Origin of the sequence: Gluconacetobacter johannae, from assembly GCF_014174305.1 — a bacterium.
Taxonomy (GTDB): domain Bacteria; phylum Pseudomonadota; class Alphaproteobacteria; order Acetobacterales; family Acetobacteraceae; genus Gluconacetobacter; species Gluconacetobacter johannae.
On record NZ_JABEQH010000019.1, the window covers coordinates 47,781 to 71,222 of the forward strand.

23 protein-coding genes and 1 tRNA gene are annotated in these 23,442 nt (G+C 66.4%); 12 read left to right on the forward strand and 12 right to left on the reverse strand.

Going from position 1 to position 23,442, the window contains the following annotated elements; translation table 11 throughout:
- Nucleotides 1-6: 6 nt before the first annotated feature.
- From HLH21_RS13615 to HLH21_RS13625, 3 genes are read right to left on the reverse strand one after another with little or no spacing between them, the layout of a single operon-like run.
- On the reverse strand, nucleotides 7-1,503 hold the full coding sequence (locus HLH21_RS13615) for a glycosyltransferase family 39 protein (protein ID WP_246379748.1): 1,497 nt from the start codon (nucleotides 1,501-1,503) through the stop codon (nucleotides 7-9).
- Nucleotides 1,500-2,681, reverse strand: coding sequence for a glycosyltransferase (locus tag HLH21_RS13620; protein WP_246379750.1), 1,182 nt, complete (start codon nucleotides 2,679-2,681; stop codon nucleotides 1,500-1,502). Before HLH21_RS13620 ends, HLH21_RS13615 begins: the two co-directional genes overlap by 4 nt.
- Nucleotides 2,678-3,169 (reverse strand): Lrp/AsnC family transcriptional regulator, encoded by a 492-nt coding sequence (locus HLH21_RS13625; RefSeq protein ID WP_182944293.1) that lies wholly within the window; start codon nucleotides 3,167-3,169, stop codon nucleotides 2,678-2,680. Before HLH21_RS13625 ends, HLH21_RS13620 begins: the two co-directional genes overlap by 4 nt.
- A gap of 138 nt (nucleotides 3,170-3,307) precedes the next feature.
- On the opposite strand from HLH21_RS13625, the gene trxB reads away from it, so the two are divergent.
- Both trxB and HLH21_RS13635 read left to right on the forward strand, forming a co-directional pair.
- The gene (trxB, locus tag HLH21_RS13630) at nucleotides 3,308-4,270 is read left to right on the forward strand and encodes a thioredoxin-disulfide reductase (protein ID WP_182944294.1); all 963 of its coding nucleotides are present in this window, start codon (nucleotides 3,308-3,310) and stop codon (nucleotides 4,268-4,270) included.
- Between the two features lie 88 nt (nucleotides 4,271-4,358).
- Nucleotides 4,359-5,243, forward strand: coding sequence for a LysR family transcriptional regulator (locus tag HLH21_RS13635; RefSeq protein ID WP_182944295.1), 885 nt, complete (start codon nucleotides 4,359-4,361; stop codon nucleotides 5,241-5,243).
- Between the two features lie 210 nt (nucleotides 5,244-5,453).
- On the opposite strand, the gene HLH21_RS13640 is transcribed toward HLH21_RS13635, so the two are convergent.
- The 5 genes from HLH21_RS13640 to HLH21_RS13660 all read right to left on the reverse strand — a co-directional run bounded on the left by HLH21_RS13640 (nucleotide 5,454) and on the right by HLH21_RS13660 (nucleotide 8,056).
- A complete protein-coding gene (locus HLH21_RS13640) occupies nucleotides 5,454-5,669 on the reverse strand; it encodes a hypothetical protein (RefSeq protein ID WP_264811950.1) in 216 nt (71 codons plus the stop codon).
- Nucleotides 5,670-5,828: 159 nt separating this feature from the next.
- Nucleotides 5,829-6,119: a hypothetical protein gene (locus HLH21_RS13645; protein ID WP_182944296.1), complete on the reverse strand. Its 291-nt coding sequence runs from the start codon at nucleotides 6,117-6,119 to the stop codon at nucleotides 5,829-5,831.
- A 156-nt stretch (nucleotides 6,120-6,275) separates the two neighbouring features.
- On the reverse strand, nucleotides 6,276-6,575 hold the full coding sequence (gene ihfB / locus HLH21_RS13650) for an integration host factor subunit beta (protein ID WP_182944297.1): 300 nt from the start codon (nucleotides 6,573-6,575) through the stop codon (nucleotides 6,276-6,278).
- Between the two features lie 20 nt (nucleotides 6,576-6,595).
- Nucleotides 6,596-7,537 carry a signal peptide peptidase SppA gene (gene sppA / locus HLH21_RS13655; protein ID WP_182944298.1) on the reverse strand — a complete coding sequence of 314 codons (942 nt, stop codon included), beginning with the start codon at nucleotides 7,535-7,537 and terminating at the stop codon, nucleotides 6,596-6,598.
- 42 nt (nucleotides 7,538-7,579) lie between these two features.
- On the reverse strand, nucleotides 7,580-8,056 hold the full coding sequence (locus HLH21_RS13660; RefSeq protein ID WP_182944299.1) for a MucR family transcriptional regulator: 477 nt from the start codon (nucleotides 8,054-8,056) through the stop codon (nucleotides 7,580-7,582).
- Between the two features lie 133 nt (nucleotides 8,057-8,189).
- On the opposite strand from HLH21_RS13660, the gene HLH21_RS13665 reads away from it, so the two are divergent.
- The 4 genes from HLH21_RS13665 (at nucleotide 8,190) to guaD (ending at nucleotide 13,752) form a co-directional block, all read left to right on the forward strand.
- Entirely contained in the window at nucleotides 8,190-9,137 is a 948-nt protein-coding gene (locus HLH21_RS13665) for a ribokinase (protein WP_182944328.1), read from the forward strand.
- A gap of 88 nt (nucleotides 9,138-9,225) precedes the next feature.
- Nucleotides 9,226-9,915, forward strand: a complete 690-nt coding sequence (locus HLH21_RS13670) for a glutathione binding-like protein (RefSeq protein ID WP_182944300.1) — start codon at nucleotides 9,226-9,228, stop codon at nucleotides 9,913-9,915.
- Between the two features lie 258 nt (nucleotides 9,916-10,173).
- Complete coding sequence (locus HLH21_RS13675; RefSeq protein ID WP_373319706.1) at nucleotides 10,174-12,333, forward strand: FUSC family protein; 2,160 nt, start codon at nucleotides 10,174-10,176, stop codon at nucleotides 12,331-12,333.
- Nucleotides 12,334-12,402: 69 nt separating this feature from the next.
- Complete coding sequence (gene guaD / locus HLH21_RS13680; protein ID WP_182944302.1) at nucleotides 12,403-13,752, forward strand: guanine deaminase; 1,350 nt, start codon at nucleotides 12,403-12,405, stop codon at nucleotides 13,750-13,752.
- Nucleotides 13,753-13,854: 102 nt separating this feature from the next.
- Here the strand turns inward: guaD and HLH21_RS13685 are convergent, their stop codons facing one another.
- Nucleotides 13,855-14,247 (reverse strand): ArsC/Spx/MgsR family protein, encoded by a 393-nt coding sequence (locus HLH21_RS13685; protein ID WP_182944303.1) that lies wholly within the window; start codon nucleotides 14,245-14,247, stop codon nucleotides 13,855-13,857.
- Between the two features lie 476 nt (nucleotides 14,248-14,723).
- Between HLH21_RS13685 and hpnR the strand changes: the two genes are divergently transcribed.
- Nucleotides 14,724-16,265: a hopanoid C-3 methylase HpnR gene (gene hpnR, locus HLH21_RS13690; protein ID WP_182944304.1), complete on the forward strand. Its 1,542-nt coding sequence runs from the start codon at nucleotides 14,724-14,726 to the stop codon at nucleotides 16,263-16,265.
- 116 nt (nucleotides 16,266-16,381) lie between these two features.
- Complete coding sequence (locus HLH21_RS13695) at nucleotides 16,382-18,280, forward strand: DUF262 domain-containing protein (protein ID WP_182944305.1); 1,899 nt, start codon at nucleotides 16,382-16,384, stop codon at nucleotides 18,278-18,280.
- 369 nt (nucleotides 18,281-18,649) lie between these two features.
- Here HLH21_RS13695 and HLH21_RS13700 read toward each other — a convergent pair.
- Nucleotides 18,650-18,739 (reverse strand) — tRNA-Ser (locus tag HLH21_RS13700).
- A gap of 270 nt (nucleotides 18,740-19,009) precedes the next feature.
- Between HLH21_RS13700 and rplU the strand changes: the two genes are divergently transcribed.
- The 4 genes from rplU to proB all read left to right on the forward strand — a co-directional run bounded on the left by rplU (nucleotide 19,010) and on the right by proB (nucleotide 21,979).
- The gene (gene rplU / locus HLH21_RS13705) at nucleotides 19,010-19,324 is read left to right on the forward strand and encodes a 50S ribosomal protein L21 (RefSeq protein ID WP_182944306.1); all 315 of its coding nucleotides are present in this window, start codon (nucleotides 19,010-19,012) and stop codon (nucleotides 19,322-19,324) included.
- Nucleotides 19,325-19,393: 69 nt separating this feature from the next.
- Nucleotides 19,394-19,663 (forward strand): 50S ribosomal protein L27, encoded by a 270-nt coding sequence (gene rpmA / locus HLH21_RS13710; protein ID WP_182944307.1) that lies wholly within the window; start codon nucleotides 19,394-19,396, stop codon nucleotides 19,661-19,663.
- Between the two features lie 124 nt (nucleotides 19,664-19,787).
- A complete protein-coding gene (obgE, locus tag HLH21_RS13715; RefSeq protein WP_182944308.1) occupies nucleotides 19,788-20,855 on the forward strand; it encodes a GTPase ObgE in 1,068 nt (355 codons plus the stop codon).
- On the forward strand, nucleotides 20,852-21,979 hold the full coding sequence (proB, locus tag HLH21_RS13720) for a glutamate 5-kinase (protein WP_182944309.1): 1,128 nt from the start codon (nucleotides 20,852-20,854) through the stop codon (nucleotides 21,977-21,979). The genes obgE and proB overlap by 4 nt, the downstream gene beginning before the upstream one ends.
- Nucleotides 21,980-22,139: 160 nt before the next feature.
- Here the strand turns inward: proB and HLH21_RS13725 are convergent, their stop codons facing one another.
- Nucleotides 22,140-22,847, reverse strand: a complete 708-nt coding sequence (locus HLH21_RS13725) for a hypothetical protein (RefSeq protein WP_182944310.1) — start codon at nucleotides 22,845-22,847, stop codon at nucleotides 22,140-22,142.
- A 98-nt stretch (nucleotides 22,848-22,945) separates the two neighbouring features.
- Nucleotides 22,946-23,218, reverse strand: a complete 273-nt coding sequence (locus HLH21_RS13730; protein ID WP_182944311.1) for a DUF2312 domain-containing protein — start codon at nucleotides 23,216-23,218, stop codon at nucleotides 22,946-22,948.
- Between the last annotated feature and the right edge of the window lie 224 nt (nucleotides 23,219-23,442).

The window sequence follows — 23,442 nt, forward strand, 5'->3', positions numbered from 1 at the left end:
CCGGTTTCAGGGGCGGCCGGGCGGCAGGATCACGGCGACGCTTCCGGACGCCGGCGGCGCCAGGACGACGCGGAGGGCGGCATAGCGTTCGGCGACACGCCCCGGACGTCCGCGCGTCACTGTCCCCACCCGCGTGAACCGGGTGAAGGCCCGCGTGTCCACATCCCGCAGCCGCCGCACGCTGCACAGGAACACGCCCTCGCCCCCCGTGGCGCGCTGCAGGTCGAACAGGGCCCAGCGGGGTTCGATCCCGATCACCCGCCGGTGCGGCAGCGCCAGCGCCAGTTCCGACGCCAGGCCGTACTCGTCGGCCACTACGAACCCGCCGGCCGGGGTCATGTCGTCCACCGCGCGGGCCAGGGCGGGCCAGCCCGCCATCTGGCGCAGGGTGATATCCAGATGCGGCGACAGCGAAAACGGCGCCAGCGTGGATTGCACATAGACCAGCCCCCCCAGGGCCAGCCCCAGGGCCGACGCCCCCACCCAGCCGCGCCACGCCAGCGACGCCGCCGCGATCGCCAGGCCGGGATAGAGCAGCACAGGCCAGTTCGCCTGCACCCGATCGCCCAGCGCATGCTGCACGAACACCAGGATCGGCAGGATAGTCCAGCAGGACAGCAGCGCCGATACGGGCGCCTGCCGCGCATGGCGGACCGCCCGCCACAGGCCGCCGGCCATGAACACGAAGACCAGCGGCGTCGCCAGGCCGACCTGCCCACCCGCCAGTTCGCCCAGGAATTGCGCCGCCCGCGCCGGACGCCAGTCCCCGGCCCGCCCCCCCTGGCGGACGAAGCTGGCCCAGTGATGCCCCGCGTTCCACAGGATAACGGGCGTGAACAGCGCCAGCACCAGCAGCCCCGCGCACCAGGGATAGGGCGTACGCAGCCATAACCGCCCCTGCCGGCTGCCGAACAGCCAGAGCGCCAGCCCCGCCCCCGGCAGGACGGCGGTATATTTGCTGTCGCAGGCCAGCCCCAGCGCGATGCCCACGACCAGCCACCAGGCCCCGCGCCCGGTGGCCATCAGCCGCCCCAGCGCCCACAACGCCAGCACAATGAAGAACAGCAGCGGCGTGTCGGGCGTCATGGTCACCGCGCCGACCCCCAGCGCCAGCGTGGCGTTCAGCAGCACGGCCGCCCGCACCATCCGCCCGGCGGCCGCCCCGTTTCCCGTCGCGGCGTCCCTCACGGGACCCACCGCCAGATCCCGCGCGGCGGCGGCCAGCAGCAGGGTCCCCACCGCCGCCGCAAGCGGCGCCAGAAGCCGGATGCCCAGCGACGTATCGCCGAACAGGGCCGTGCCCGCCCGGATCCACAGCGCCACCATCGGCGGATGGTCCAGGTATCCGGCCGCCGGCACGCACGACCATACCCGGTAATAGGCCTCGTCCGGGGACAGGGGGGCCTGGGCGGCGACGATGCACCGCACCAGGGTCAGCACCAGCAGGGCGACCCCACCCCACATCCGCATGCCGTCCACCCGCCCGCCGGACGAAGGGTTCAACGCACCCGCCAGATCAGGGTGGAGGACACGGCATAGTTCCAGACCACGGCAATCGCCGCGCCGGCCGCGCCGGCCTGGTCCCACCGTCCGTCGTTGCTGAAGATCGCGCGGGCGATGCCGATATCGGCGACCGCCCCCACCGAACAGATCAGCAGGAACAGGACCAGTCCGCCCCACATCCGCCCGCCGCGCAGGCGGCAATCGCGGTAGGTCACGGCATTGTTCATCCAGAAATTCGCGACCATGGCGACGAAGGTCCCGATCCCCTGCCCTTCGGCGAAGCCGACGCCGCACCGGCGCGCGATGCCAAGGACCGCGAGATTGACCAGGATGCCGACCAGCCCGACGCAGCAGAACCCCAGGAAGCGGATCGGCAGGAAGCCCCGGCAGAGCTTGTCCAGCATCATCGCCAGGAACTGCAGCAGGACCAGCAGGTCCAGCTTGCTTTCTCCGGCCACGCGCGGACGGAAGATGAAGGGCACCTCCAGCACGCGCGGCCGTTCGGCGGCGGACAGGAACACGTCGAGCAGGATCTTGAAGCCCGTCCCCGACAGGCGCGGCACCGCGCGTTCGAACAGGTCGCGCCGCATGGCGAAGAAGCCGCTCATCGGGTCGCCCAGCCGCACCGGCAGCAGCATACGCACCAGCCGGATACCCCCGTCCGACAGGAATGTCCGCCACCCGTTCGCCAGCCCCGCATTGTCGCCACCGGGGACATGCCGGCTGCCGACGGCGATGTCGTACCCGTCCCGCGCCACCGCGTCGATCAGCGCGCCCAGGCAGGTTTCGTCATGCTGCATGTCGCCGTCCATGACCGCGACGATCGGCGCCGAGGACGACAGCACCCCCTCGATCACCGCCGAGGACAGGCCGCGCCGGCCGATACGCAGGATGCCGCGCACGCGCGCGTCCATTTCGGCAAGGGCGCGGACCTCGTCGATCGTGCCGTCGGGCGAATTGTCGTCGACGAAGATCACCTCCCACGCCCGGCCCCTCAGCGCGGCCGACAGGGCGGCGACCAGCGGCCGGACATTCGCCCGTTCGTTGTAGCAGGGAACGACGATGCTGATGTCGGCGGCCGGACGCGCCGTGTCCGCCCCCTCGCCGCCGCGGGGGGCCACGTCGCGCCGCGTCCGTACGGCCGGATCGTCGACCATGGAGGGGATGACGACCGTCATGGCATCACCGTGCCGTGCGGCGACACCGGCACCCCCGCGCGACTGAGCGAGGTGCGGATGGTCTGCAGGGTCTGCACCCGGCTGACATGCGGGCTTTCGGTCAGGCGGCGGGTCAGCTGGTTTTCATGCGCGGCGTCGCGCGCCACCAGCCGGACCAGGAAATCCCCGCCGCCCCGGATCATGTGGCATTCCCGGACTTCCGGCCAGTCCGCCACCTGGGATTCGAAGGCCGTCAGGACGCTTTCCTTCTGGCTGTCCAGCCCGATCAGCGCGAACAGCGTGATCGTCCACCCCAGCAGCGCGGCGTCGGTATCGGCATGATAGCCACGGATCAGCCCCTCCTCCTCCAGCCGCCGCACGCGGCGCAGGCACGGCGGGGCGGAAATCCCGACCCGGCGCGCCAGTTCCACGTTCGTCATGCGGCCATCCGCCTGGAGTTCGGCGACGATCCGACGGTCAATCGCATCCAGGTCCATCACTTCGGTCATTTCCGTCTCAAACATCGAGGCCGCAGGATATTGCAAGCGCCCCGCCGGGAAAAGGCCACCCCGAAACGTCATTCGTCTTGTGTCCAGCGCATTCGGCGGCCATATCCCCTGCATCACGATCACATCGACGCCGAGTCAATGACCCAGACAATTTCCACCGACCTGCTCGTCATCGGGGCCGGGCCCGCCGGCTATACCGCCGCGATCTATGCCGCGCGCGCCAACCTCAAGCCCGTCCTCGTCGCCGGCCTCCAGCCCGGAGGACAGTTGATGATCACCACGGACGTGGAGAATTATCCGGGGTTCGCCCGCGGCATCCAGGGCCCCGAACTGATGGAGCAGATGGCCGCCCAGGCCGCCCATGTGGGGACGCGGATCGTCCACGACATCATCACCGAATGCGACCTGAAGGGCCGGGGCGGCCCGGACGCGCCCTTCCGGCTGACGGGGGATTCGGGCGATGTCTACCTGGCGCGGTCGGTCGTCATCGCGACCGGCGCGCAGGCCCGGTGGCTGGGCATCCCCGGCGAGTCCCGCTACCAGGGCGCCGGGGTTTCGGCCTGCGCCACCTGCGACGGGTTCTTCTATCGCGGACGCACGGTGGCTGTCGTCGGCGGCGGCAACACGGCGGTCGAGGAAGCCCTGTACCTGACCCATCACGCCAGCCACGTCACCCTGATCCACCGTCGCGACCATTTGCGCGCCGAGCGCATCCTGCAGGACCGGCTGTTCGCCAACCCCCAGATCTCGGTGAAATGGAACACCGTGGTCGACGAAATCGTCGCCGACGCGACCCCCGCCGTCGTCACCGGCCTGAATGTGCGCGACACCGTGACCGGGCAGCGCGAACAGCTGGCGGTGGACGGCGTGTTCATCGCCATCGGCCACACCCCCAACACTGCAATATTCCGCGATCAGGTCGAAACGGACGACGAAGGGTATATCGTCACCCCGCCGGGCGGCACACGCACCTCGGTCCCCGGCGTGTTCGCGGCCGGCGACGTGCAGGACCGCATTTTCCGCCAGGCGGTCACCGCCGCCGGAACGGGTTGCATGGCGGCGCTGGAGGCGGAACGTTACCTGGCGGGAATTTCGGACTGAATACCTTAATTCCTTGACCCGACCTTTTACTTCCGTCACCAAGATACATTGAATTCGCCAATGGCGCAGACAGAATCGGAGTATATGGGTGGACTGGGACAAACTCCGGATTTTCCATGCGGTGGCCGAAGCCGGTTCGTTCACGCATGCGGGTGATGTGCTGAATCTGAGCCAGTCTGCGGTCTCCCGTCAGATTTCGGCGCTGGAGGAAGCCCTTCAGGTTCCACTTTTCCACCGGCACGCGCGGGGGCTGATCCTGACGGAACAGGGCGAGACCCTGAACCAGACAGTGCGCGAAGTCTTTTCCAAGCTGGCAATGACCCAGTCGCTGCTGACCGAAAGCAAGGAAAAGGCCGCCGGACGCCTGCGCGTGACCACGACGTCCGGCTTTGGAACCTGCTGGCTGACGCCGCGCCTGCACCGGTTCATGGACGCCAATCCCGATATCGTCATCACCCTCATCCTCGAGGACAACGATCTCGACCTGGGCATGCGCGAAGCCGATGTCGCCGTGCGGATGCACCCGCCGCGCCAGCCCGACCTGATCCAGCGCCATCTCGCGGATTTTCCGCTGCCGATCTACGCCTCCCCCAGCTATCTTGAGGAATTCGGCACCCCCGCCACGCTTGAGGATCTGTCGAAGCACAAGCTGGTGCTGTTCGGCGGCTATCATCCGCCGGTCCCGCACATCAACTGGCTGGCCGAGGCCGGCGTTCCGGCGGACGAGAAGCGTCCCGCGCGGGTCGAGGTCAACAGCCTCGCCGCCATGGCCGCCGCCATCGCGACAGGCGTCGGAATCGGGTCGATTCCCCTTTATGCGGCGGCGCAGCACCCGAATCTGGTCAAGATCCTGACCGATATCCCGCTGCCCACGGTCGATGCCTATTTCGTCTATCCGGAGGAGCTTCGCACCTCCAAGCGCGTCGCCGTCTTCCGCGACTTCCTGCTGGCCGAAATCAACGGCCGCCACTGAACGGCATGGCCGCTATACGGCTTGAAGAAGGGCGACCGCATCGGTCGCCCTTTTTTTATCACTATTCTACCGAAGCCCACCCCGGGGCTCTGCCTCATAGGCGCCAAGCCATGGGAAAGGAAAGGTCGGGCGCTGCCCGAACCCGGCAAGGGCCTCGGCCCTTGCATCCCATTCGTTTATCCATGATCGGTGGGTTCGGGCAAAGCCCGACTACAGCGGCCGGTGCGCCCGGTCCATCAGGCGGCGCCAGCCGGCCTTGATCTGCGCCAGCAGCGGATTCGGCTGCGCCGCCGCTGCAATGACGGTCTTCCGGTCGTCCTCCTTCCGGCTCAGCCATTTATCCAGGCTGACACCGGCCTTGGCGGCCCGCCGCGCTTCATATGCCTGCTTTCCCATACCGCCCTGCTGCACACGCTGATCGGCCACCGCCTGTCTCCCTCACACCGTCAAAACAGGTCGCGTCCAGGCCCGGCCCCAAAGGCACGGCACGTCCCGTCGAACCATCTGAACAGGCTTCATAAAACAAAAAACCAGAGAGCACACGCAATGGATCATGCCCGGCGCAACGCGTCCCCGGCCCCGGATCTAGCTGTGGCGGCGCCCCGTCCGCTTGAGCTGGCAACGGCGCGAAAGGTCGCGATAGAACATCGCCTGTCCGATCGGCGCGAAATAACGGTGCCGGCCGATGGCGCGCAGCTTGTGGCCCGGCGCCGCGATGACGGCATCATGGCTCGCGCACAGATGCGCGGCCAAACCTGATCTGTGGCTATGGGCATGCCGGGCCTGACCGGCCCACGCCGGCCCCGCGACGCCAAACGCCATGACGGCAATCATCAGAAGAACCGAGATCACGCCTCGCACCCCGCGCCCTTTCATGGCCCAGCATCTTCCATAGAAAAGGACTCATAACAGCAGCAACGGGAACATACCAGGAACATTTGCAAGGAAGACAGCCTTCCTCCAGCAACCGTGGCCGGAAAGGCTCAGATGTCGGTTCCGAACGCGTCCCTCGATGACCTTGCCGAAAGCCGCTCACTCATCCGTCGAAAGGGCCTGATGATTCACCCTCTCGCGCAATTCCTTGCCGGCCTTGAAGAAGGGGACGAGTTTTTCATCCACCGACACCATGTCGCCGGTGCGGGGGTTGCGTCCGGTGCGGGCATCACGCTTCTTGACCGTGAAGGCGCCAAAGCCGCGCAATTCCACCCGATCCCCCCGTGTAAGGGCGGCGCTGATCTCGTTGAAGATCGTCTGGACGATCAATTCGACATCACGACCGAGAAGGTGCGGATTCGCCGCGGCAAGTTCGGCGATCAGCTCCGATTTGGTCATCCATCCCTCCCGAATGCGGCTTAAGGTTTCCAGATCGCAACGGCCCCGTCAAGCGCAACGCCTTGTGAAAGCACACTTCCTGTCCACTCGTCATCCAGAATCAAACCCAGGATACCACCAATCGCCCGGCGCAGCCACGGCCGTGCCGAACGGACCCTCAGATCAGTAACGGGTATGGCCTCCGAGAGATGCTGCGTCTGGATCAGCCACGCCTTCGCATCCGCCTCGGTCCCGATCTGGTCGACCAGGCCCAGCGCCAGCGCCTGCCGCCCGGTATAGGGGCGACCATCCGCCAGCGCCCGCACCCGTTCGACCGGCAGATGGCGGCCCTGGGCCACCATGGTCACGAACTGGTCGAACAGATCGGCGACCACGCCCTGAAGCATCTGGCGCCCATCGGACGACAGCGGCTGCACCACCGAGGGCTGCCCCTTCATCGGGCCGGACACCAGCTGGTCCACCTTGACGCCCAGATGGTCCAGCAGGCCCGAGACATCCGGGGCCTCCATAATCACGCCGATCGACCCTGTCAGGGTCGATTGCGCGGCGAACAGGCGCCGACCCGGAACCGAGATCATGTACCCCGCCGACGCCGCGACTCCCCCCATCGAGACCACGACCGGCTTGCGGGCGGCGAATCGGGCGATCGCGTCATGCAGGGCCTCGCCCCCGCTGACCGACCCGCCAGGGCTGTCCACGACCAGGATCATGCCCCGGACCGACGTCCCCGTCGTCGCCTGGTCGATCAGTTCCAGTTGCTTGCGATTGTCGGCGCCGATCACCCCGGTAATCCGCAAGCGCACAAGGTGATCGCGCTGCACCACGCCGCCGGCAGGGAACAGCGAATGGCTGCCGGCGGCGACCAGCGCCACCACAAAGGCGGCGACGGCCGTCACCCGCCACACCAGCAGGCGCCGCTTCAGGCGCAACCGGTCAACGGCAAGGTCGGGATCAGGCGCCATCGCGCCCGATCCCTCCCATGACATGCACAGTCCGCATCGCGATTACTGCGCTGCGGCCTTGCGACCCCGCCGCGCCGGCTTGCCCACATCCTCGGCGGCCGGAGCCTCCTCGGTCACGGCGGTGATCTTGCGACCCAACCCGATCTCACGCGCCAGGGTCGAGCGGCGCTCGGCGTAGTTGGGGGCGACCATCGGATAGTCCGAGGGCAGGCCCCAGCGTTCGCGATACTGTTCCGGGGTCATGCCGTAGGCGCTCTGCAGATGGCGCTTCAGCATTTTCAGCTTCTTTCCGTCCTCCAGGCAGACGATATAGTCGGGGAAGACCGAGCGCTTGATCGGCACCGCGGGCTGCAGCTTCTCGGGCTCGGGCGCCGCCTGGCCCAGGGATGTCAGGGCCTGGTAAACCTGCCGGATCAGATCCGGAACCCCGTCGGCCACGACAGTGTTATTCGAGACATGCGCCGACACGATCTGCGCCGTGAGCTCCAGCAAGGGGGCATCCTGCTCAATTTCAGACATACTGTTTTCCATTCTGTTATTCTGCTTAAAGTTTCTTCGTATTGAATTTTTTTGTGGTCAACTTTCAAATTGTATCAACACCAAATAATTAATACAACGCCCTTTCCTGATTGCGCTGGAATCCATGATAACCATACCCCATCCTGAAAGTATAAATCCACCCTTGGTTGTATTCGGCAGCGTCAATATCGACGTAGTCGCGCGCCTTGAGCACCTGCCCGCCCCCGGCGAGACGCTGCACGCCCTGGGCGCGCATCTGGGGCTGGGCGGCAAGGGCGCCAACCAGGCGGTCGCGGTCGCGCGCCTGGGGTCCCCGGTCGTGCTGGCCGGCCGCACGGGCGACGACATGTTCGCCGATTACGCGCGCGCGGCCCTGCTGCGCGAGGGCGTCGACCCCGACCATCTGCTCCGCACGCCCCGGCACATGACCGGCCTGGCGATGATCTCCACCGACGCCGCGGGGGAAAACAGCATCGCCGTCGCCGGTGGCGCCAACATGACCATGGACGAATCGGACGTCGCGCGGCTGGTTCCGCTGCTGTCCGCCAACGCCGTCGTGCTGATGCAATGCGAAATCCCGATGGATGTCATCCTTGCCGCCGCCCGCCGGATCGCCGCGATCGGGGCGCTGCTGGTGCTGGACCCGGCGCCGGTTCCCGCCGCCGGCCTGCCCGACGCGCTGTTCGGCCTGGCCGGCGTGATGACCCCCAACGAAACCGAGACCGAATTGCTGACCGGCCTGCGCCCCCACGATGCCGACAGCGCGCTGGAGGCCGCGCGGCGCCTGCACGCGCGCGGCCTGGAACGCGCCATCGTCAAGCTCGGCGCCCGGGGCGTCGTGTTCTCCGACGCCAGGGGACACGGATTCGTCCCGCCATTCCAGGTTGCGGCCATCGACAGCGTGGCGGCGGGCGATTGCTTCAATGGCGGGCTGGCGGTCGCCCTGTCACGGAGAATGGATCTGGCCCACGCGACGCGATTCGCCGCCGCCTGCGGCGCCCTGGCCACCACCCGCAAGGGCGCATCCGAAGCCGCCCCCACCCTGGCGGAGGTCGAGGCCCTGCTGGCCGCCCAGCCCTGAGAAGCCCGCTTTGGCAGGGGCGGCGTTTGGGTACATGATCGCCGCCCGACACACCGGAAGCCTGTCGCGGCAGGCGTCAGGAGGCATCATGATCGACCTGTACTACTGGACGACGCCCAACGGGCACAAGATCACGCTGTTCCTCGAGGAAACCGGCCTGCCCTACCGGCTGTTCCCGGTGAATATCGGCAAGGGGGAACAATTCGCCCCGGACTTCCTCAAGATCGCCCCGAACAACCGGATCCCCGCCATCGTGGACAACGACCCGGCCGATGGCGGCCCGCCGATCCCGATGTTCGAATCCGGATCGATTCTCCATTACCTCGGCCGCAAGACCGGCCGGTTCCTGCCCACCACGCTGCGTGCGGAAACCGAAACCATGACATGGCTGTTCTGGCAGATGGGCGGCCTGGGCCCCATGGCCGGGCAGAACCACCATTTCCGCCTCTACGCGCCCGAGAAGATTCCCTATGCGATCGAACGCTACACCAAGGAAACGCAGCGTCTGTACGGCGTGCTCGACCGCCATCTGACAGGGCGCGACTTCATCGTGGGCGACAGCTACACCATCGCCGACATGGCCTGCTATCCCTGGATCCTGCCGGTGAACCAGGGTCAGGACCTGACGCAGTTCCCCAACCTGCGCCTGTGGCACGAGCGTATCGCGGCCCGCCCGGCGACCCGGCGGGCCTACAGCCTGGTCGATGCGGTGCGTAACGGCACGCCCCCGGTGCGCGACCCCGCCGACCGCGCGGCGATCTACGCCACCCTCGACTGACCCCCTTCCCCGGCCAGGCCAGGCCGGGCCTGGCCGGCTGCCTTGCCTGCCCCGACAACTCCTGCCCCCGTCCCGCGTCATCATCCGCATCCACTGCCGGTCCAGGGCCACATGCCTGGACCCAGACACAGATGCCTGGATGACTGATATGCACGCCCGCCACCGTTACCGTCCGACGCCTTCTGTTCTATCACCGGATGTCCCCCGTCGTGCCGGAAGCCGTGCATCGTGCCTGTCGCCCAGAGTTCCGTTTCCGCCTTGCTGGCCCGCCTGTCGCTGTGGCGTCCACGTACCATCCGTCCACCGGGCCATGACCGGTTGAACCGGCTGAAATGGCTGTATGCGCCCAAGGCCGATGCCCTGGGCTTTGCCATCCGGACGACGATCGCGGCCCTGCTGTCGCTGGTCGTGGCGCTGTGGATGGAACTGGACAGTCCGCAATGGGCGCCGATGACGGTCTGGATCGTCGCCCAGGGATCACGCGGCGAAAGCCTGTCCAAGGCGCGCTGGCGCCTGGTCGGCACGGCCGTCGGCGCGGTATCGGCCGTGGCCCTGATCGCGGCCTTTCCCCAGGCGCCCTGGCTGTTCTTCCCCGCGATCGGGATCTGGATCGGCCTGTGCTGCGGACTGGCGACGCTGGTGCGGAATTTCCGGTCCTACGCGCTGGTCCTGTCGGGCTATACCTGCGCCATCATCGCGCTGGATGCGATCCGCAGCCCCGACGACGTGTTCATGATCGCCATGTCGCGCTCGACCTACATCATCCTGGGCCTCGTCTGCGAAAGCCTGATCGCGGGCCTGTTCTCCCATAACCTGGCCCAGACCGCCCGCCGCAATATCCGCGAAAAGCTGCAGACCGCGCTGTCCAGCGCCTCGGTCGCCATCGCGGACCTGCTGGCGGGGGACGAACAGGCTTTCGTAAGGTCCCGCGCCCTGTTCGGCACGATCCTGTCGATCAACGACCAGATCGAATTCAGCGAGATCGAAATGGGCCCGCACGGGCACGAGGGCGACCACGCCCGCGCGGCGCTGGCGGCCGTGTCGGTCCTGCTGTCGCGCGGGCTGGGCATGACGGCGCGCATGAAGGCGCTGGGCACCGCGCCCCAGGCCTTCGTCGAGACATCGCTGCTGGTGCGGACCTTCCTGCTGGCCCTGGCGCCGCGCCTGCAGGACGACGGCGGCGTTCCCCTGGTGATCGAGGACCTGCGATCGTTACGCGCCGTCTGCCGCCAGCAGGTCGTCAACGCCCTGACCGAGGAGACCAGCGGCCAGCATCCCCCCGGCAGTCCCGAGATCCAGGCCCTGCTGGATCTGCGTATCCTGCACAGCGCGCTGGAAGAACTTCTGGCCGAACTGCAGCAGGCGATCGAGGAATTCGACGCCAGCCAGCACGCGGTGCGCGGCGACCATTTCCATTTCCGCCTGCAATCGCACCGCGACCTGAAGGAAGCCGCACATAACGGCATCCGCGCCGCCGTCGCCATCACTTCGGCCGGCCTGATCTGGGAGGTCACGTCCTGGCCCAACGGCCTGGGCTTCATCACCATGGTGGCCGTCACCTGCGGCCTGTTCGCGACGCGGGAAAACCCGGTCGTCGGCACGATGAACTTCCTGCGCGGCGCGATCTGGGCCGTCGGTGTCTCGTGCGTCCTGGTGATGCTGATCCTGCCGCGCCCGGCCGAGTATGAAATGCTGGCCGCCTGCCTGGCGCTGCCGATGATCGCCGGCGGCCTGGCCACCCGCAATCCCTCCACCGCCGGGGCCGCGGCGGCTTACACGCTGTTCCTGCCCAACCTGGTGGGGCCGTCCAACCAGGGACGCCTGAACGAAATCGCGTATTTCAACACCTCGTTCGCCCTGCTGTGCAGCATCGGCTTCGCCGTGCTGATCTTCAAGACCATCCTGCCGTTCGACAGCGCCGATGAAAGATGGCGGATGCGTAACCGCAACCTCCACGACCTTCGCCACCTGGCCTCGGCGACGCCCGTGCCGCATGTCCGGGACTGGATCGGCCGCAACACCGACCGGTTCTCGCGCCTGATCCGGCATGCCGGCCCCACGCCTACACCAACGATCGAGGCCTATCTGCAAGGCACCCTGTCGGCGATGACCATCGGCCTGAACATCATCCGGCTGCGTACCGTGCTGGCCCGGGACCAGTTGCCGCTTCAGGCGCGTCGCCCCATTACCCTGGTCCTGGGCCGCATGGCGCAGTTCACCGGCCGCTACGGCCGGACCGCCAGGACCGCCCGCGCCGCCACGGCCAGCCTGCGCCGGATCGAAGCGTACGAAACCAATATCGGCGCGCGCATCGAAATGACCCGCGCCATCGCCTACCTGCTGGTGATCTCGTACGAACTCGACGCCAACGCCGCCTTCCTCGACGCCTCCCGGCCCTATCGCGTCACCTCGGCATGACGCGGCTTTCGCCGGGCGGCTGAAACGGGCACAACCCATCCATCGCCGATCCAGCGCCGAGCCCCATTGATGACCCAGCCCCCACCGTCCGGCCCCACCACCCGCGCCCTGCGCGGACGGGCCATCACCTTCCGCGCCGACCCGTTCCTGGACGACCCTGCCCACGCCCTGGTGCACGAGGACGACGCCCTGATCCTGGTCGAAGGCGGGCGGATCAGCCAGTTCGGCCCGTTCGAGGCCCTGCGCCACACGATCCCCGAAGGTACCCCGATCACCCGCTATGCCGATTCCATCCTGTCGGCCGGGTTCGTGGACACGCATGTCCATTACCCGCAATTGCCGATGATCGCGGCCTATGGCGAACAGCTTCTGGAATGGCTGGAACGCTATACCTTCCCCACCGAGGCCAAATTCGCCGATCCATCCCACGCCCGCGCCGTCGCCCGCCGCTTCCTGCGCGAACTGCTGCGCGCCGGCACCACCACCGCCGCCGTCTACTGCACCGTCCATCCACAGTCGGTCGAGGCGTTCTTCGACGAATCGGCGCGGCTGAACACGCGCATGGTGGCCGGCAAGGTGCTGATGGACCGCAACGCCCCCGACAACCTGCGCGACACCGCACAGGGGGGATATGACGAATCACTGGCGCTGATCGACCGATGGCATGGACGCGGGCGGCAGCTGTATGCCGTGACCCCGCGCTTCGCCGCCACCAGCACCGAAGAACAGCTCGACCTCGCCGGCAGCCTGCTGCGCCAGCGCGACGGGCTGTTCATGCAGACCCACCTGGCCGAGAACACGGCCGAAATCGAATGGATCCGCCAGTTGTTCCCCAACCGGCGGTCCTATCTGGATGTCTACGCCCATGCCGGCCTGGTGGGGCCACGCAGCGTCCTGGGCCACGCGGTCCATGTCGCCGAGGACGATTTCTGCACCTGCCACCACACCGGCAGCGCGCTGGCGCACTGCCCGACCTCCAACCTGTTCCTGGGCAGCGGGTCGTTCCGCCTGTTCGACGCCGTCGATGCCCGGCGCCCGGTCCGCGTCGGCCTGGGCACCGATATCGGCGCGGGCACGAGCCTCTCGCAGCTCGGCTCGCTGAACGAGGCCTACAAGGTCGCGCAGGCGACCGGGCGCAGGCTTCATCCCGCGCAGGCCTTCTGGCTGGCCACGGCGGGGGGCGCGCGGTCGCTCTATCTGGACGACCGGATCGGCACCCTGGCGGTGGGCATGGAGGCCGACCTGTGCGTGCTGGACCCGAAGGCGACCCCCTTGCTGGCCCAGCGCACCGAGACCTGCGAGACGATCGAGGACCTGCTGTTCGTGCTGATGATGCTGGGCGACGACCGCGCCGTCCGCGCCACCTACGTGGCCGGCGAACTGGTCCACGACCGGGACGACCCGAAAGCGCGCGGTTGAAGGCCGAGCAACAGATCGCGACCCGGGCGAAGACCTGAATGTGACAGGAATGCGATCCCATCGCCCGGCGGCACGATGGCCTCGATCACCGCCGCAAGACCATCAGGCGGGCGGGTGCGCGCATCCATCGGGCACTGTCTCGCGCAGTTCCAGACCCAGTCGCGATTTAAGGTCGGCTGCCGCAAAACCCGCACACCGGCGTTCGCCGACCTCCAGCAGAGGGCGGCGAATAAGCAGCGGCTGCTGCAGCATCAACGACAGAGCGGCTTCAGCGGTCAGCGCTTCGGGCCGCACCGCCCCCGATTTGACGGCCGGTGCGGACAGGTTGAACCAGTCCTTTACCGGCAAATCACCAAAGAAGAGGCGCAGGCGCGCGGCTGTCCAGGGTTCGGTCAACAGGTTACGGGAGTCGACCTTGTATCCGGCTGCACATAAAGCCGCCTTCTGACGGGCATTCCCCCCGCAACCAGGCTTTTCGAAAAAAACGATCTCCACGGTCCCTCCTGTCACGCAACCTGAATCGCGTCGCTTGTCGCGCTTGATAGCTATATTCTCAGTTTCCTTGATTGATATGGCTCACTATCCAGGTTGGCATTTCCCGATCGCGTCTCCACTTTTTATCCTGCCATGGATCGTCCGCCCCCCGATAGGGCGTCCCGCGCATGACAGAACAGCATGGCCCGTTCACATCTTCATGAGTTCGCTGGCGATTCGCAGACTTGATCCATAATATACAATAGAAATATTGATCTCATAAGAGAACAATTAAGGCCGAAAATTCCGCAAGAACGGGTTTCCGCCCTTTACGCATGGGTGCCATTACACCTGATCCGGGCGACATATCCGGATCCATCTGAAAAAATACTCGTGTCTACGACAGGTCATTGACCGAACGGGTCCCGTAGTGCCTGCCGGTATTGTCTCCACTTCATTCCCCCTGCGCTCCGTCTCGCGCAGATCGAGGTGTCAGAATGAGAGTACTCGCCGTCCATCCCAGTGCCCTGATGTACACCAAGGTTTTCCTGCGCCTGGAACCGCTGGGGCTGGAACTGGTCGCAGGGGCGGCGCGGCAGGCCGGCCATATCGTACAAATCATCGACCTGCAGGTGGAAACACACCGCGACTATTGGCGGATGATCGAGGAATTCCGGCCCCACGCCGTCTGTTTTTCCGGAAGCTACCTGGCCAACATCCCGGAAATCGTCGATCTGTGCCGCGAGACGCGCGCCCGCATGCCCGGCGTCTTCCTGTTCGTCGGCGGCCATTCGGTATCGTTCATCGCCCGCGATGTGCTGACCCTGGCCGAAGGCGCGATCGACTGCATCCTGAAAGGCGAAGGCGACGCCACCGTCGGACGCCTGCTCGACGCGCGGCAGGCCGGGCAGGACATCACCACCGTACCCGGCGTCGTGACCATGACGGGCGAAGGGCCGCCACCGGTCTTCGTCTCCTCACTGGACGAGATCAGGCCGGCGCGCGACCTGCTGCGGCACCGGCGGAAATATTTCATCGGCACGCTCGACCCGGCGGCGTCGATCGAATTCGCGCGTGGCTGCCCGTGGGACTGCACATTCTGCAGCGCCTGGACCTTTTACGGCCGGTCCTACCGCACCGCCAGTCCGCGCGTGATCGCTGACGAACTGGAGGCGATCCGCGAACCCGGCATTTTCATCGTCGACGACGTGGCCTTCGTCCATGCCGAACACGGCATGGCGATCGGCGAGGAAATCAGGCGCCGTGGCATCCGCAAGGAATATTACCTGGAGACCCGCGCCGACGTGCTCCTGCGTAACAAGGAGGTCTTCCGGTTCTGGAAGGAACTGGGGCTCAGCTACATCTTCATCGGCATGGAGGCCGTGGATGAGGAAGGGCTGAAGCATTTCCGCAAACGCGTGTCGCTGGACCGGAATTTCGAGGCGCTGGAATTCGCGCGGTCGCTGGGCCTGATCGTGGCGATCAACATCATCGCCGATCCCTCCTGGGACCGGCAGCGCTTCGAGGTCATCCGCCAATGGTGCCTGGAAATTCCGGATATCGTGAATATCTCGGTGACAACGCCATATCCGGGCACGGAAATCTGGCACCGCGAGGCACGCCGCCTGACGACTCGGGATTATCGACTGTTCGACATCCAGCACGCGGTGCTGCCGACCACCCTGCCGCTGGAAGAATTCTACAAAGAACTGGTGAAGACGCAGCAGGTGCTGAACCAGAAGCATCTGGGCTGGAGCGCGATCAAGGACACGATGGGCATCGCCCTGCGCCTGGCCCTGCGCGGACAGACGAATTTCCTGACCATGATCTGGAAATTCAATTCGGTCTTCAATCCGAAGCTGCAACTGGCCGACCATCGCCGCGTACCGCGCTATGAAATGCCGCCGCAGCCCGAGGCGACGGAAAAGATCGACAGCAAGACCCTGTACGTCCACGCCCCCGCCGGACGGCGCAGTCGCACCATCGACGATGCGACCGAGCGGTTCGTGGACGAAACCCGTATGACGCCGGCCGAATGAAGCGGGTCCTGGACAGGCGGCTTTGGTTCACCAACGAACATCCACTTTCCCATCCATGGCAATGCCGCTAACCCAAGCCAGGTCCGTTGGAAAATCGTTGCGATTCGGGGGTAGAGGTGAAGCCGGAAAAGCTGACAGTCCAGGAATTGTTCTCAAGAGAGCGTCGATTTCTTATCCCCCTTTTTCAGCGTTCATATGTGTGGAACCAGGAGGAACAATGGGCGCCGCTTTGGGAGGACATTCTCAAGCGCACCCTCGCCCATCTTGAACGCATCGGTAAATCAGTCGAAGGCAAGGCTCGCTCTCACTTCCTGGGTGCGATCGTCCTCAACGTGGCGTCGGTGCAAGGACGCGGTATTTCGCGGTCGGACGTGATCGACGGCCAGCAGCGACTCACGACGCTTCAGTTGTTCCTGGCCGCCCTTCGGGATACCAGCGAGACGTTCGATGCCGCACCTGAAGACATCAGGCGGTTCCGCCGTCTGACCCGCAACCCCGACTGCGAACAGGACTCCGAGGAAATCCACAAGGTCTGGCCGACCAACTCAGACCGCCCAATGTTCACCAAGGTCATGAGCGCGGGCAGCCCTGACGCGCTGAAGGCCAGTTACGCGGGCCATGAAGGCGGCCTTCCCCGCATGGCTCAAGCCTATCTCTATTTTTCATCCGCCATCAGGGAGTATGTCACCGCGCAAGAGTGCCCACACTCAGTACAGGATCGCTTTCTTGCACTGGTTCAAGCGCTGACGGAATCACTCCAACTGATCGTCATCGAACTGGAAGAGGGTGACGATCCTCAGGTGATCTTCGAAACGCTGAACGCACGCGGCCAGCCGCTCTTGCCATCGGACCTGATTCGAAATTTCGTATTCATGCGGATCAGCGATGCGGAGGGGGAGAGGCTTTACCGGACATACTGGCAGCATTTCGACACTGAAGAAGTCGAAGTCGCAAACGCGGATGGCGAAACCAGGTTCTGGCATATCGAGGAACGCCAAGGCCGCTTGATTCGACCACGCATCGACCTGTTCATCTTCCATTACCTGACGATGCAGACCGAGAATGACATCCGGATTGGTCAATTGTTCAAGGAATTCCGGGACTGGAGGGACGAGAGCACCGCCAGCAACGAAGATTTTTTGAAGGAACTCACGGTTGCAAGCCGTCACTTCGCCCGACTGATCGCACCTGGCAGCAAGTCGCGGCTGGAAGTGTTCGCCGGAAGACTGCGCTCGCTCGATACAAGCACGGTGCACCCATTGTTACTGTTTCTGGCCTCGGTCGAAGGCTCTGGGATAAACAGTCCGGAAATCGAGCAGATCGTCATCGATCTTGAATCCTTCATGGTGCGTCGATTCATCTGCGGGCTTACCCCGAAGAACTACAACCGCTTCTTCCTTTCTCTGCTGACCAAGGCGAAACAGGCCTATTCGCGTCGGCAGGCTGCGTCGGCAGATCAACCGGGCACCTTGCCGACGGTGGGACAGGTCATCCGGGATGAGCTTTTGCGCTCTCAGGAACAGACGGCGGTCTGGCCCGATGATGGGAAGTTCCTCGAAAGCTGGCTGACCAACCCTCTCTACGTCGTATCCCGTTCGGATCGCAGCGCCATGGTATTGCGCGCACTCGGCGAGACGATGACAACCTCTCGAAACGAACAGCTCGACCTTGCCGGCCCGGTGACGGTGGAACACCTTCTACCCCAAAAGGGGCGGGTCGAGGACTATCCCTATCCGGATATTGAAATCCCCGAGGGGCAAGATGCAGCGAGCTACCGCAGGATCCTGGTCAACACCATTGGCAACCTCACCTTGCTGACGGGGGCCAACAACACTGCCGCGTCCAATTCAGCCTTCCCGGTCAAGCGGGAGAAGATCGTGAAGGACAGCGACCTGCGCCTGAATGCCTGGCTGCGTTCGGACTCGCGCAATACATGGACCGAGCAGGACATATTGAAGCGCAGCGAAGAACTGTTCGAGCATGCCCTGAAAATCTGGCCCAAGCCCCCATCCTGAAGCACAGGCCGCTGGCGTCATGAGAGGCGCGGTGGTGCATGCAATGCCCATATCGAACTGTACGCCCTCAAATCCTGTGCTGATGACCAGGGAAAACCGTGCTTCAAGGGCGCGCTGCTGCAAGCAGCCACGGCGGCACGGCCAGCCATATCGACCATGATCCAGCACTTCTTCCAAGCCGCCCCGCAAGCGCATCCGGCTCGAAAGGGTCGGCTATCGGCGGAATGACCTGCGCGCGCTGGCGCAGCGCATCAAGGTCGCTGAGGATGAGGTTCGCATCATAGGATCAAAGTCCAACCTGCTCAGGACGCTTGTCATCGCGGCAGGACGGGATCGGCGGCTCTTGGCCTGCCCGAAGGCAGACTGACCTGGCGGAGAGGGTGGGATTCGAACCCACGGTACGCTTGCACGCACAACGGTTTTCGAGACCGCCCCGATCGACCGCTCCGGCACCTCTCCATTGGCAGCGACGATGGATCGGGCTTATAGGGTGCGTCCGCATCACGCGCAAGACACCTTGGGGCGTTTTTTCCGCATAATGCGCCCTCGCCCGCCCCGCCCGGCAAAAGCGGGTTGACGCGGACGGGGCGGTGGCCGTAAAAGCCGCACCTCGCCCCCGCGCAGACGGGGGGCCGTCATGTCCGCATGGCCAAAGATAAAAAGCGACTGGGTTGCGTCGCCTGCTCCACACGGGGCCGCACGCGCCGAGAGATCGGAAAGACAGGTAAGATGTTCGCAGTCATCCGCACTGGCGGAAAGCAGTATCGCGTTTCCCCGGACACCGTGCTCAAGGTCGAGAAGCTCGACGCCGAAGCCGGCTCCACCGTGACCTTCACGGAAATCCTCGCCGTCGGCGGCGAAGGCGGCACCACCATCGGCGCCCCGACCGTTGCCGGCGCGACCGTCACCGCGACGGTCATCGCGCAGGACCGTCTGGATACGGTCATCATCTTCAAGAAGCGCCGCCGGCAGAACAGCCGCCGCAAGAACGGCCATCGCCAGCCGGTGACCGTGCTGCGTATCGCCGCGATCAACGCCGCCTGAATCCGGCACGGGGCGCAGTGACGTCCCGGACAGGATCATCAGGTCAGACCAGATTCAGGAGTTCAGGCAATGGCACAAAAAAAGGCAGGCGGTTCGTCCCGCAACGGGCGCGATAGCGCCGGCCGACGTCTCGGCGTCAAGAAGTTCGGCGGCGAAAGCGTGATCGCCGGCAACATCATCATCCGTCAGCGCGGCACGAAGATGAAGCCGGGCCGCAATGTCGGCCTCGGCCGCGACCACACGATCTTCGCGCTGGTCGACGGCCAGGTGAAGTTCGAGCGTCGCGCCGAAGGCCGCGTGCACGTCTCGGTCGAGGCCCTGCCGATCGCCGCCGAATAAGCACTCCCGCCTTCGGGACCGCTTTCGACCCGGAAAGGGCCGGTCCTCGTGACCGGCCCTTTTTGCGTCCTATATATCGGATGCACGCGGCCTACGCCGTTCCATCCCGACCGGATCACTGACGATGAAATTCCTCGATCAAGCCAAGATCTACGTGAAATCCGGCGATGGCGGCGATGGCGTCGTCGCCTTCCGGCGCGAAAAATACATCGAATTCGGCGGCCCCGACGGCGGGCGCGGCGGACGCGGCGGCGACATCGTGTTCGAGGCCGCGGATAATCTGAACACCCTGATCGACTTCCGCTACACCCAGCATTTCCGCGCCCGCAAGGGCGGCAACGGGGCAGGATCGGACCGGACCGGCGCGGCCGCGCCGCCGGTGGTGATCCAGGTGCCGATCGGCACCCAGATCTTCGACGAGGACCGCGAGACCATGCTGGCCGACCTGGACCAGCCCGGCAAGCGCATCGTCCTGTGCCATGGCGGCGACGGCGGCCACGGCAACGCCCATTTCAAGACCAGCACCAACCGCGCCCCCCGCCGCGCCGACAAGGGATGGCCAGGCGAAGAGCGCTGGGTCTGGCTGCGGCTGAAGCTGATCGCCGATGTCGGGCTGGTCGGCCTGCCGAATGCCGGAAAATCCACCTTCCTGTCGGTCGTCTCCGCCGCACGGCCCAAGATCGCGGATTACCCGTTCACCACCCTGCACCCCCAGTTGGGCGTCGTGCGCCTGTCGGTGGCCGAGGAATTCGTGATCGCCGACATTCCCGGCCTGATCGAAGGCGCGCATGAAGGCGCCGGGCTGGGCGACCGCTTCCTGGGCCACGTCGAACGCTGCGCGGTCCTGCTGCATCTGATCGACGGGGCCGCCGGCAACGTCGTGGAGGCCTGGCGCACCATCCGCCACGAGCTGGACGAATATGGCGGCAACCTGGCCCACAAGCCGGAAATCATCGCCCTGAACAAGACCGACGCCATGACGCCGCAGCAGATCAGCAGCCGCCGCCGGGCGCTGGAAAAGGCCAGCGGCCAGCCGGTCGTCACCCTGTCCGGCGCCACACGCCAGGGCGTGGACGCCGTGCTGCGCCTGCTTCAGGACCGCGTCACCGCCACCCGCGCGGCCGAGCGCGAGGCAGGCGCCGTCCCCGGCGTCACGGACCATGGCGCCACCGACCACGGCGCCGCGACATGACGTCCCCCGCCCTGCCCGAGCTGAAGGCCGCCCGCCGCGTCGTCGTGAAGATCGGCAGCGCGCTGGTGGTCGACCCCGAGCAAGCGGCGCCGCGCACCGCCTGGCTGGACAGTGTCGCCCGCGACATCGCCACCCTGCGGGCGAACGGGACGGATGTCATCGTCGTCTCCTCCGGCGCGATCGCGCTGGCGCGGCACAGCCTGGGGCTGACGCGGCCCACCTTGCGTCTGGAGGAAAAGCAGGCCGCGGCCTCGGTCGGGCAGATCCGCCTGGCCCAGGCCTGGGCCGACGCGCTGTCGGCCCACGGGCTGGTCGCGGCCCAGATGCTGCTGACCCCGGGCGACACCGAGGACCGGCGCCGCTACCTCAACGCCCGCGCCACGCTGGATACGCTGCTGGGCCTGGGCTGCGTTCCCGTCATCAACGAGAACGACGCGATCGCGACGACCGAGATCCGCTTCGGCGACAACGACCGCCTCGCCGCCCGCGTGGCCGAGATGACGGGCGCCGACCAGTTGGTCCTGCTGTCGGACATCGACGGGCTGTATACCGCCGACCCCCGCACCGACCCCGACGCGCGGCACCTGCCCGTCATCGCCGCGCTGACCGACGAGATCGAGGCCATGGGCGGCGCGCCGCCGCCGGGCTATTCCTCGGGCGGGATGCGGACCAAGCTGATGGCGGCGCGAATCGCGACGCAGGCCGGATGCGCCATGGCCATCACCATCGGCAAGGACATGCGGCCGCTGGCGCGCCTGCTGGAGGGCGCGCGCTGTTCGTGGTTCCTGCCCGCGCCCGACGGCCGATCGGCCCGCAAGCGCTGGATCGCGGGCGGGCTGACCCCGGCCGGACGACTGGCGATCGACGAAGGCGCGTGCCAGGCCCTGGCGGCCGGATCGTCCCTGCTGCCGGCCGGCGTCCATGCCATCACCGGCACGTTCGAACGCGGGGACCTTGTGCTGGTGACGGATCGCGACGGGCGGGAGGTCGCACGCGGCCTGTCGGCCTACAGCGCCGCCGACGCGCGCCAGATCGCAGGCCATCGTTCGGACGATATCGAAAGCCTGCTGGGCTGGCGCGGCCGCGACGAAATGATCCACCGCGACGATCTGGTGCTGAGATAGCCCTCCTGCCGCCGAGGCCGACGAAACCTGGCAGGAAAGGTCGGGCGTTGCCCGAACCCACCAGGGCCTGAGGCCCTGGACCCCATTCAGGGATGAAACGACTGGGTTTCCAAAGGGCTAGGCCCTTTGGCGGGTTTCAGGGCAGAGCCCTGAGAACTGCTCAGGTTCGGGGCGGCCAGCGTAGGGTCGGCTCCGACCGGGGACGCCGCGCGGCCCAGTCGTCATCGGCCCGGGCGCGATCGACCGCCTCCCGGCCAATCTGCCTGGAATCAAGCGGCCTCGGTTCGGCGTGCCTGGGCTCACCCCCACGATCCGCCATCGGGGCGCGCTCGACCGGTGGGGCGGGGCGGGCGATCGGCGGGGGCTCGCGCGGCGGGGCCGCCGGCCGGTCGTGCCAGGGCATGGGCCGGGCGTCATCCAGCGGGGCACGAACCACGGGACGCGGCGGCATGGCCGGCGGAGGCTCCACCGGCGGCGGCGCACGCGGGGTTTCGATGGCGGGCGGGGGGTCGAACCGGGTCGGGCGAGGCGCCGCCGGACGTTCGGGGCGCGGCGCGTAGGCGTCGCTGGCCCGGCTGCCGGCCGGGGGCTCGGCCGGACGCGCCGGCACGGGCGCGGGCTCCACCACCGGGGCGGGGGCCGTGCGCGGCGGGGCGGGCATCGCGGGGCGCCGATCCTCGGGCGCCAGGGCCAGGACCCGCAATTCGGCCTGCAGATCCTCGAGCTGAAGCGCAATCGCATCCAGCCGGCCTTTGACGCCGAACACGGCGAAGGGCATCAGCAGCCACACGAAGGCAAACAGCGCACCGCCAATCAGCAGCGCCAGTTGCAGCCACCAGGGCATCCAGTCGGAAAACGGTAACGGCATCGGCATACGACCAGGAAATGAACGGATCCGCGCGCCAGTCTGACCAGATCAGCCCCGTCCCGCGCAAGGGTTCCGTTGAACGTCACATGCCCGGAATGTCACATACCCAGGGCGCGGCGATAGATGTCCAGCAGGGTCTCCTGCTCCTCCACCTCGGCGGGTTCCTGCTTGCGCTGGCGGATGATCTGGCGGATGACCTTCACGTCGAAACCGGCGGACTTCGCCTCGGTGAAGATGTCCTTGATATCGCCGGCCAGGGCCTTGCGTTCCTCTTCCAGACGCTCGACCCGCTCGATGATGCTACGCAGCCGGTCCGCCGCGATTCCACCGACCGCCGCCTTGTCGTCGCCTGCAAAATTTTCCGCATCCATGGAACCGCATGCCTCCAGCATCGTGGTTGGAACCTCGCCCGTCCGGCCCGGCAGGCATGGAAAACCAGGCCGGGCGCGATGGGAACGGCGGGCTTATCGTGACGGTGGCGGCCGGTCAATGGCAACTTGACAGCCAAGGGGGCCTCGGCCCAAACCGGACCAAGGCAGGTCGTCTCCACGGCAAGGGTGCCGGCCTACGCGCGCCCGCGCGCCGCCCAATTGCA

Bases quoted from the DNA above. Each gene is read 5' to 3' on its own strand.
- hpnR (WP_182944304.1), top strand. From the start codon at position 14,724: ATGAGAGTACTCGCCGTCCATCCCAGTGCCCTGATGTACACCAAGGTT.
- ihfB (WP_182944297.1), bottom strand. From the start codon at position 6,575: ATGACCAAATCGGAGCTGATCGCCGAACTTGCCGCGGCGAATCCGCAC.
- proB (WP_182944309.1), top strand. From the start codon at position 20,852: ATGACGTCCCCCGCCCTGCCCGAGCTGAAGGCCGCCCGCCGCGTCGTC.
- HLH21_RS13620 (WP_246379750.1), bottom strand. From the start codon at position 2,681: ATGACGGTCGTCATCCCCTCCATGGTCGACGATCCGGCCGTACGGACG.
- HLH21_RS13730 (WP_182944311.1), bottom strand. From the start codon at position 23,218: ATGGATGCGGAAAATTTTGCAGGCGACGACAAGGCGGCGGTCGGTGGA.
- trxB (WP_182944294.1), top strand. From the start codon at position 3,308: ATGACCCAGACAATTTCCACCGACCTGCTCGTCATCGGGGCCGGGCCC.
- HLH21_RS13725 (WP_182944310.1), bottom strand. From the start codon at position 22,847: ATGCCGTTACCGTTTTCCGACTGGATGCCCTGGTGGCTGCAACTGGCG.
- HLH21_RS13660 (WP_182944299.1), bottom strand. From the start codon at position 8,056: ATGTCTGAAATTGAGCAGGATGCCCCCTTGCTGGAGCTCACGGCGCAG.
- sppA (WP_182944298.1), bottom strand. From the start codon at position 7,537: ATGGCGCCTGATCCCGACCTTGCCGTTGACCGGTTGCGCCTGAAGCGG.
- rplU (WP_182944306.1), top strand. From the start codon at position 19,010: ATGTTCGCAGTCATCCGCACTGGCGGAAAGCAGTATCGCGTTTCCCCG.
- guaD (WP_182944302.1), top strand. From the start codon at position 12,403: ATGACCCAGCCCCCACCGTCCGGCCCCACCACCCGCGCCCTGCGCGGA.
- obgE (WP_182944308.1), top strand. From the start codon at position 19,788: ATGAAATTCCTCGATCAAGCCAAGATCTACGTGAAATCCGGCGATGGC.
- HLH21_RS13625 (WP_182944293.1), bottom strand. From the start codon at position 3,169: ATGACCGAAGTGATGGACCTGGATGCGATTGACCGTCGGATCGTCGCC.
- HLH21_RS13670 (WP_182944300.1), top strand. From the start codon at position 9,226: ATGATCGACCTGTACTACTGGACGACGCCCAACGGGCACAAGATCACG.
- HLH21_RS13645 (WP_182944296.1), bottom strand. From the start codon at position 6,119: ATGAAAGGGCGCGGGGTGCGAGGCGTGATCTCGGTTCTTCTGATGATT.
- rpmA (WP_182944307.1), top strand. From the start codon at position 19,394: ATGGCACAAAAAAAGGCAGGCGGTTCGTCCCGCAACGGGCGCGATAGC.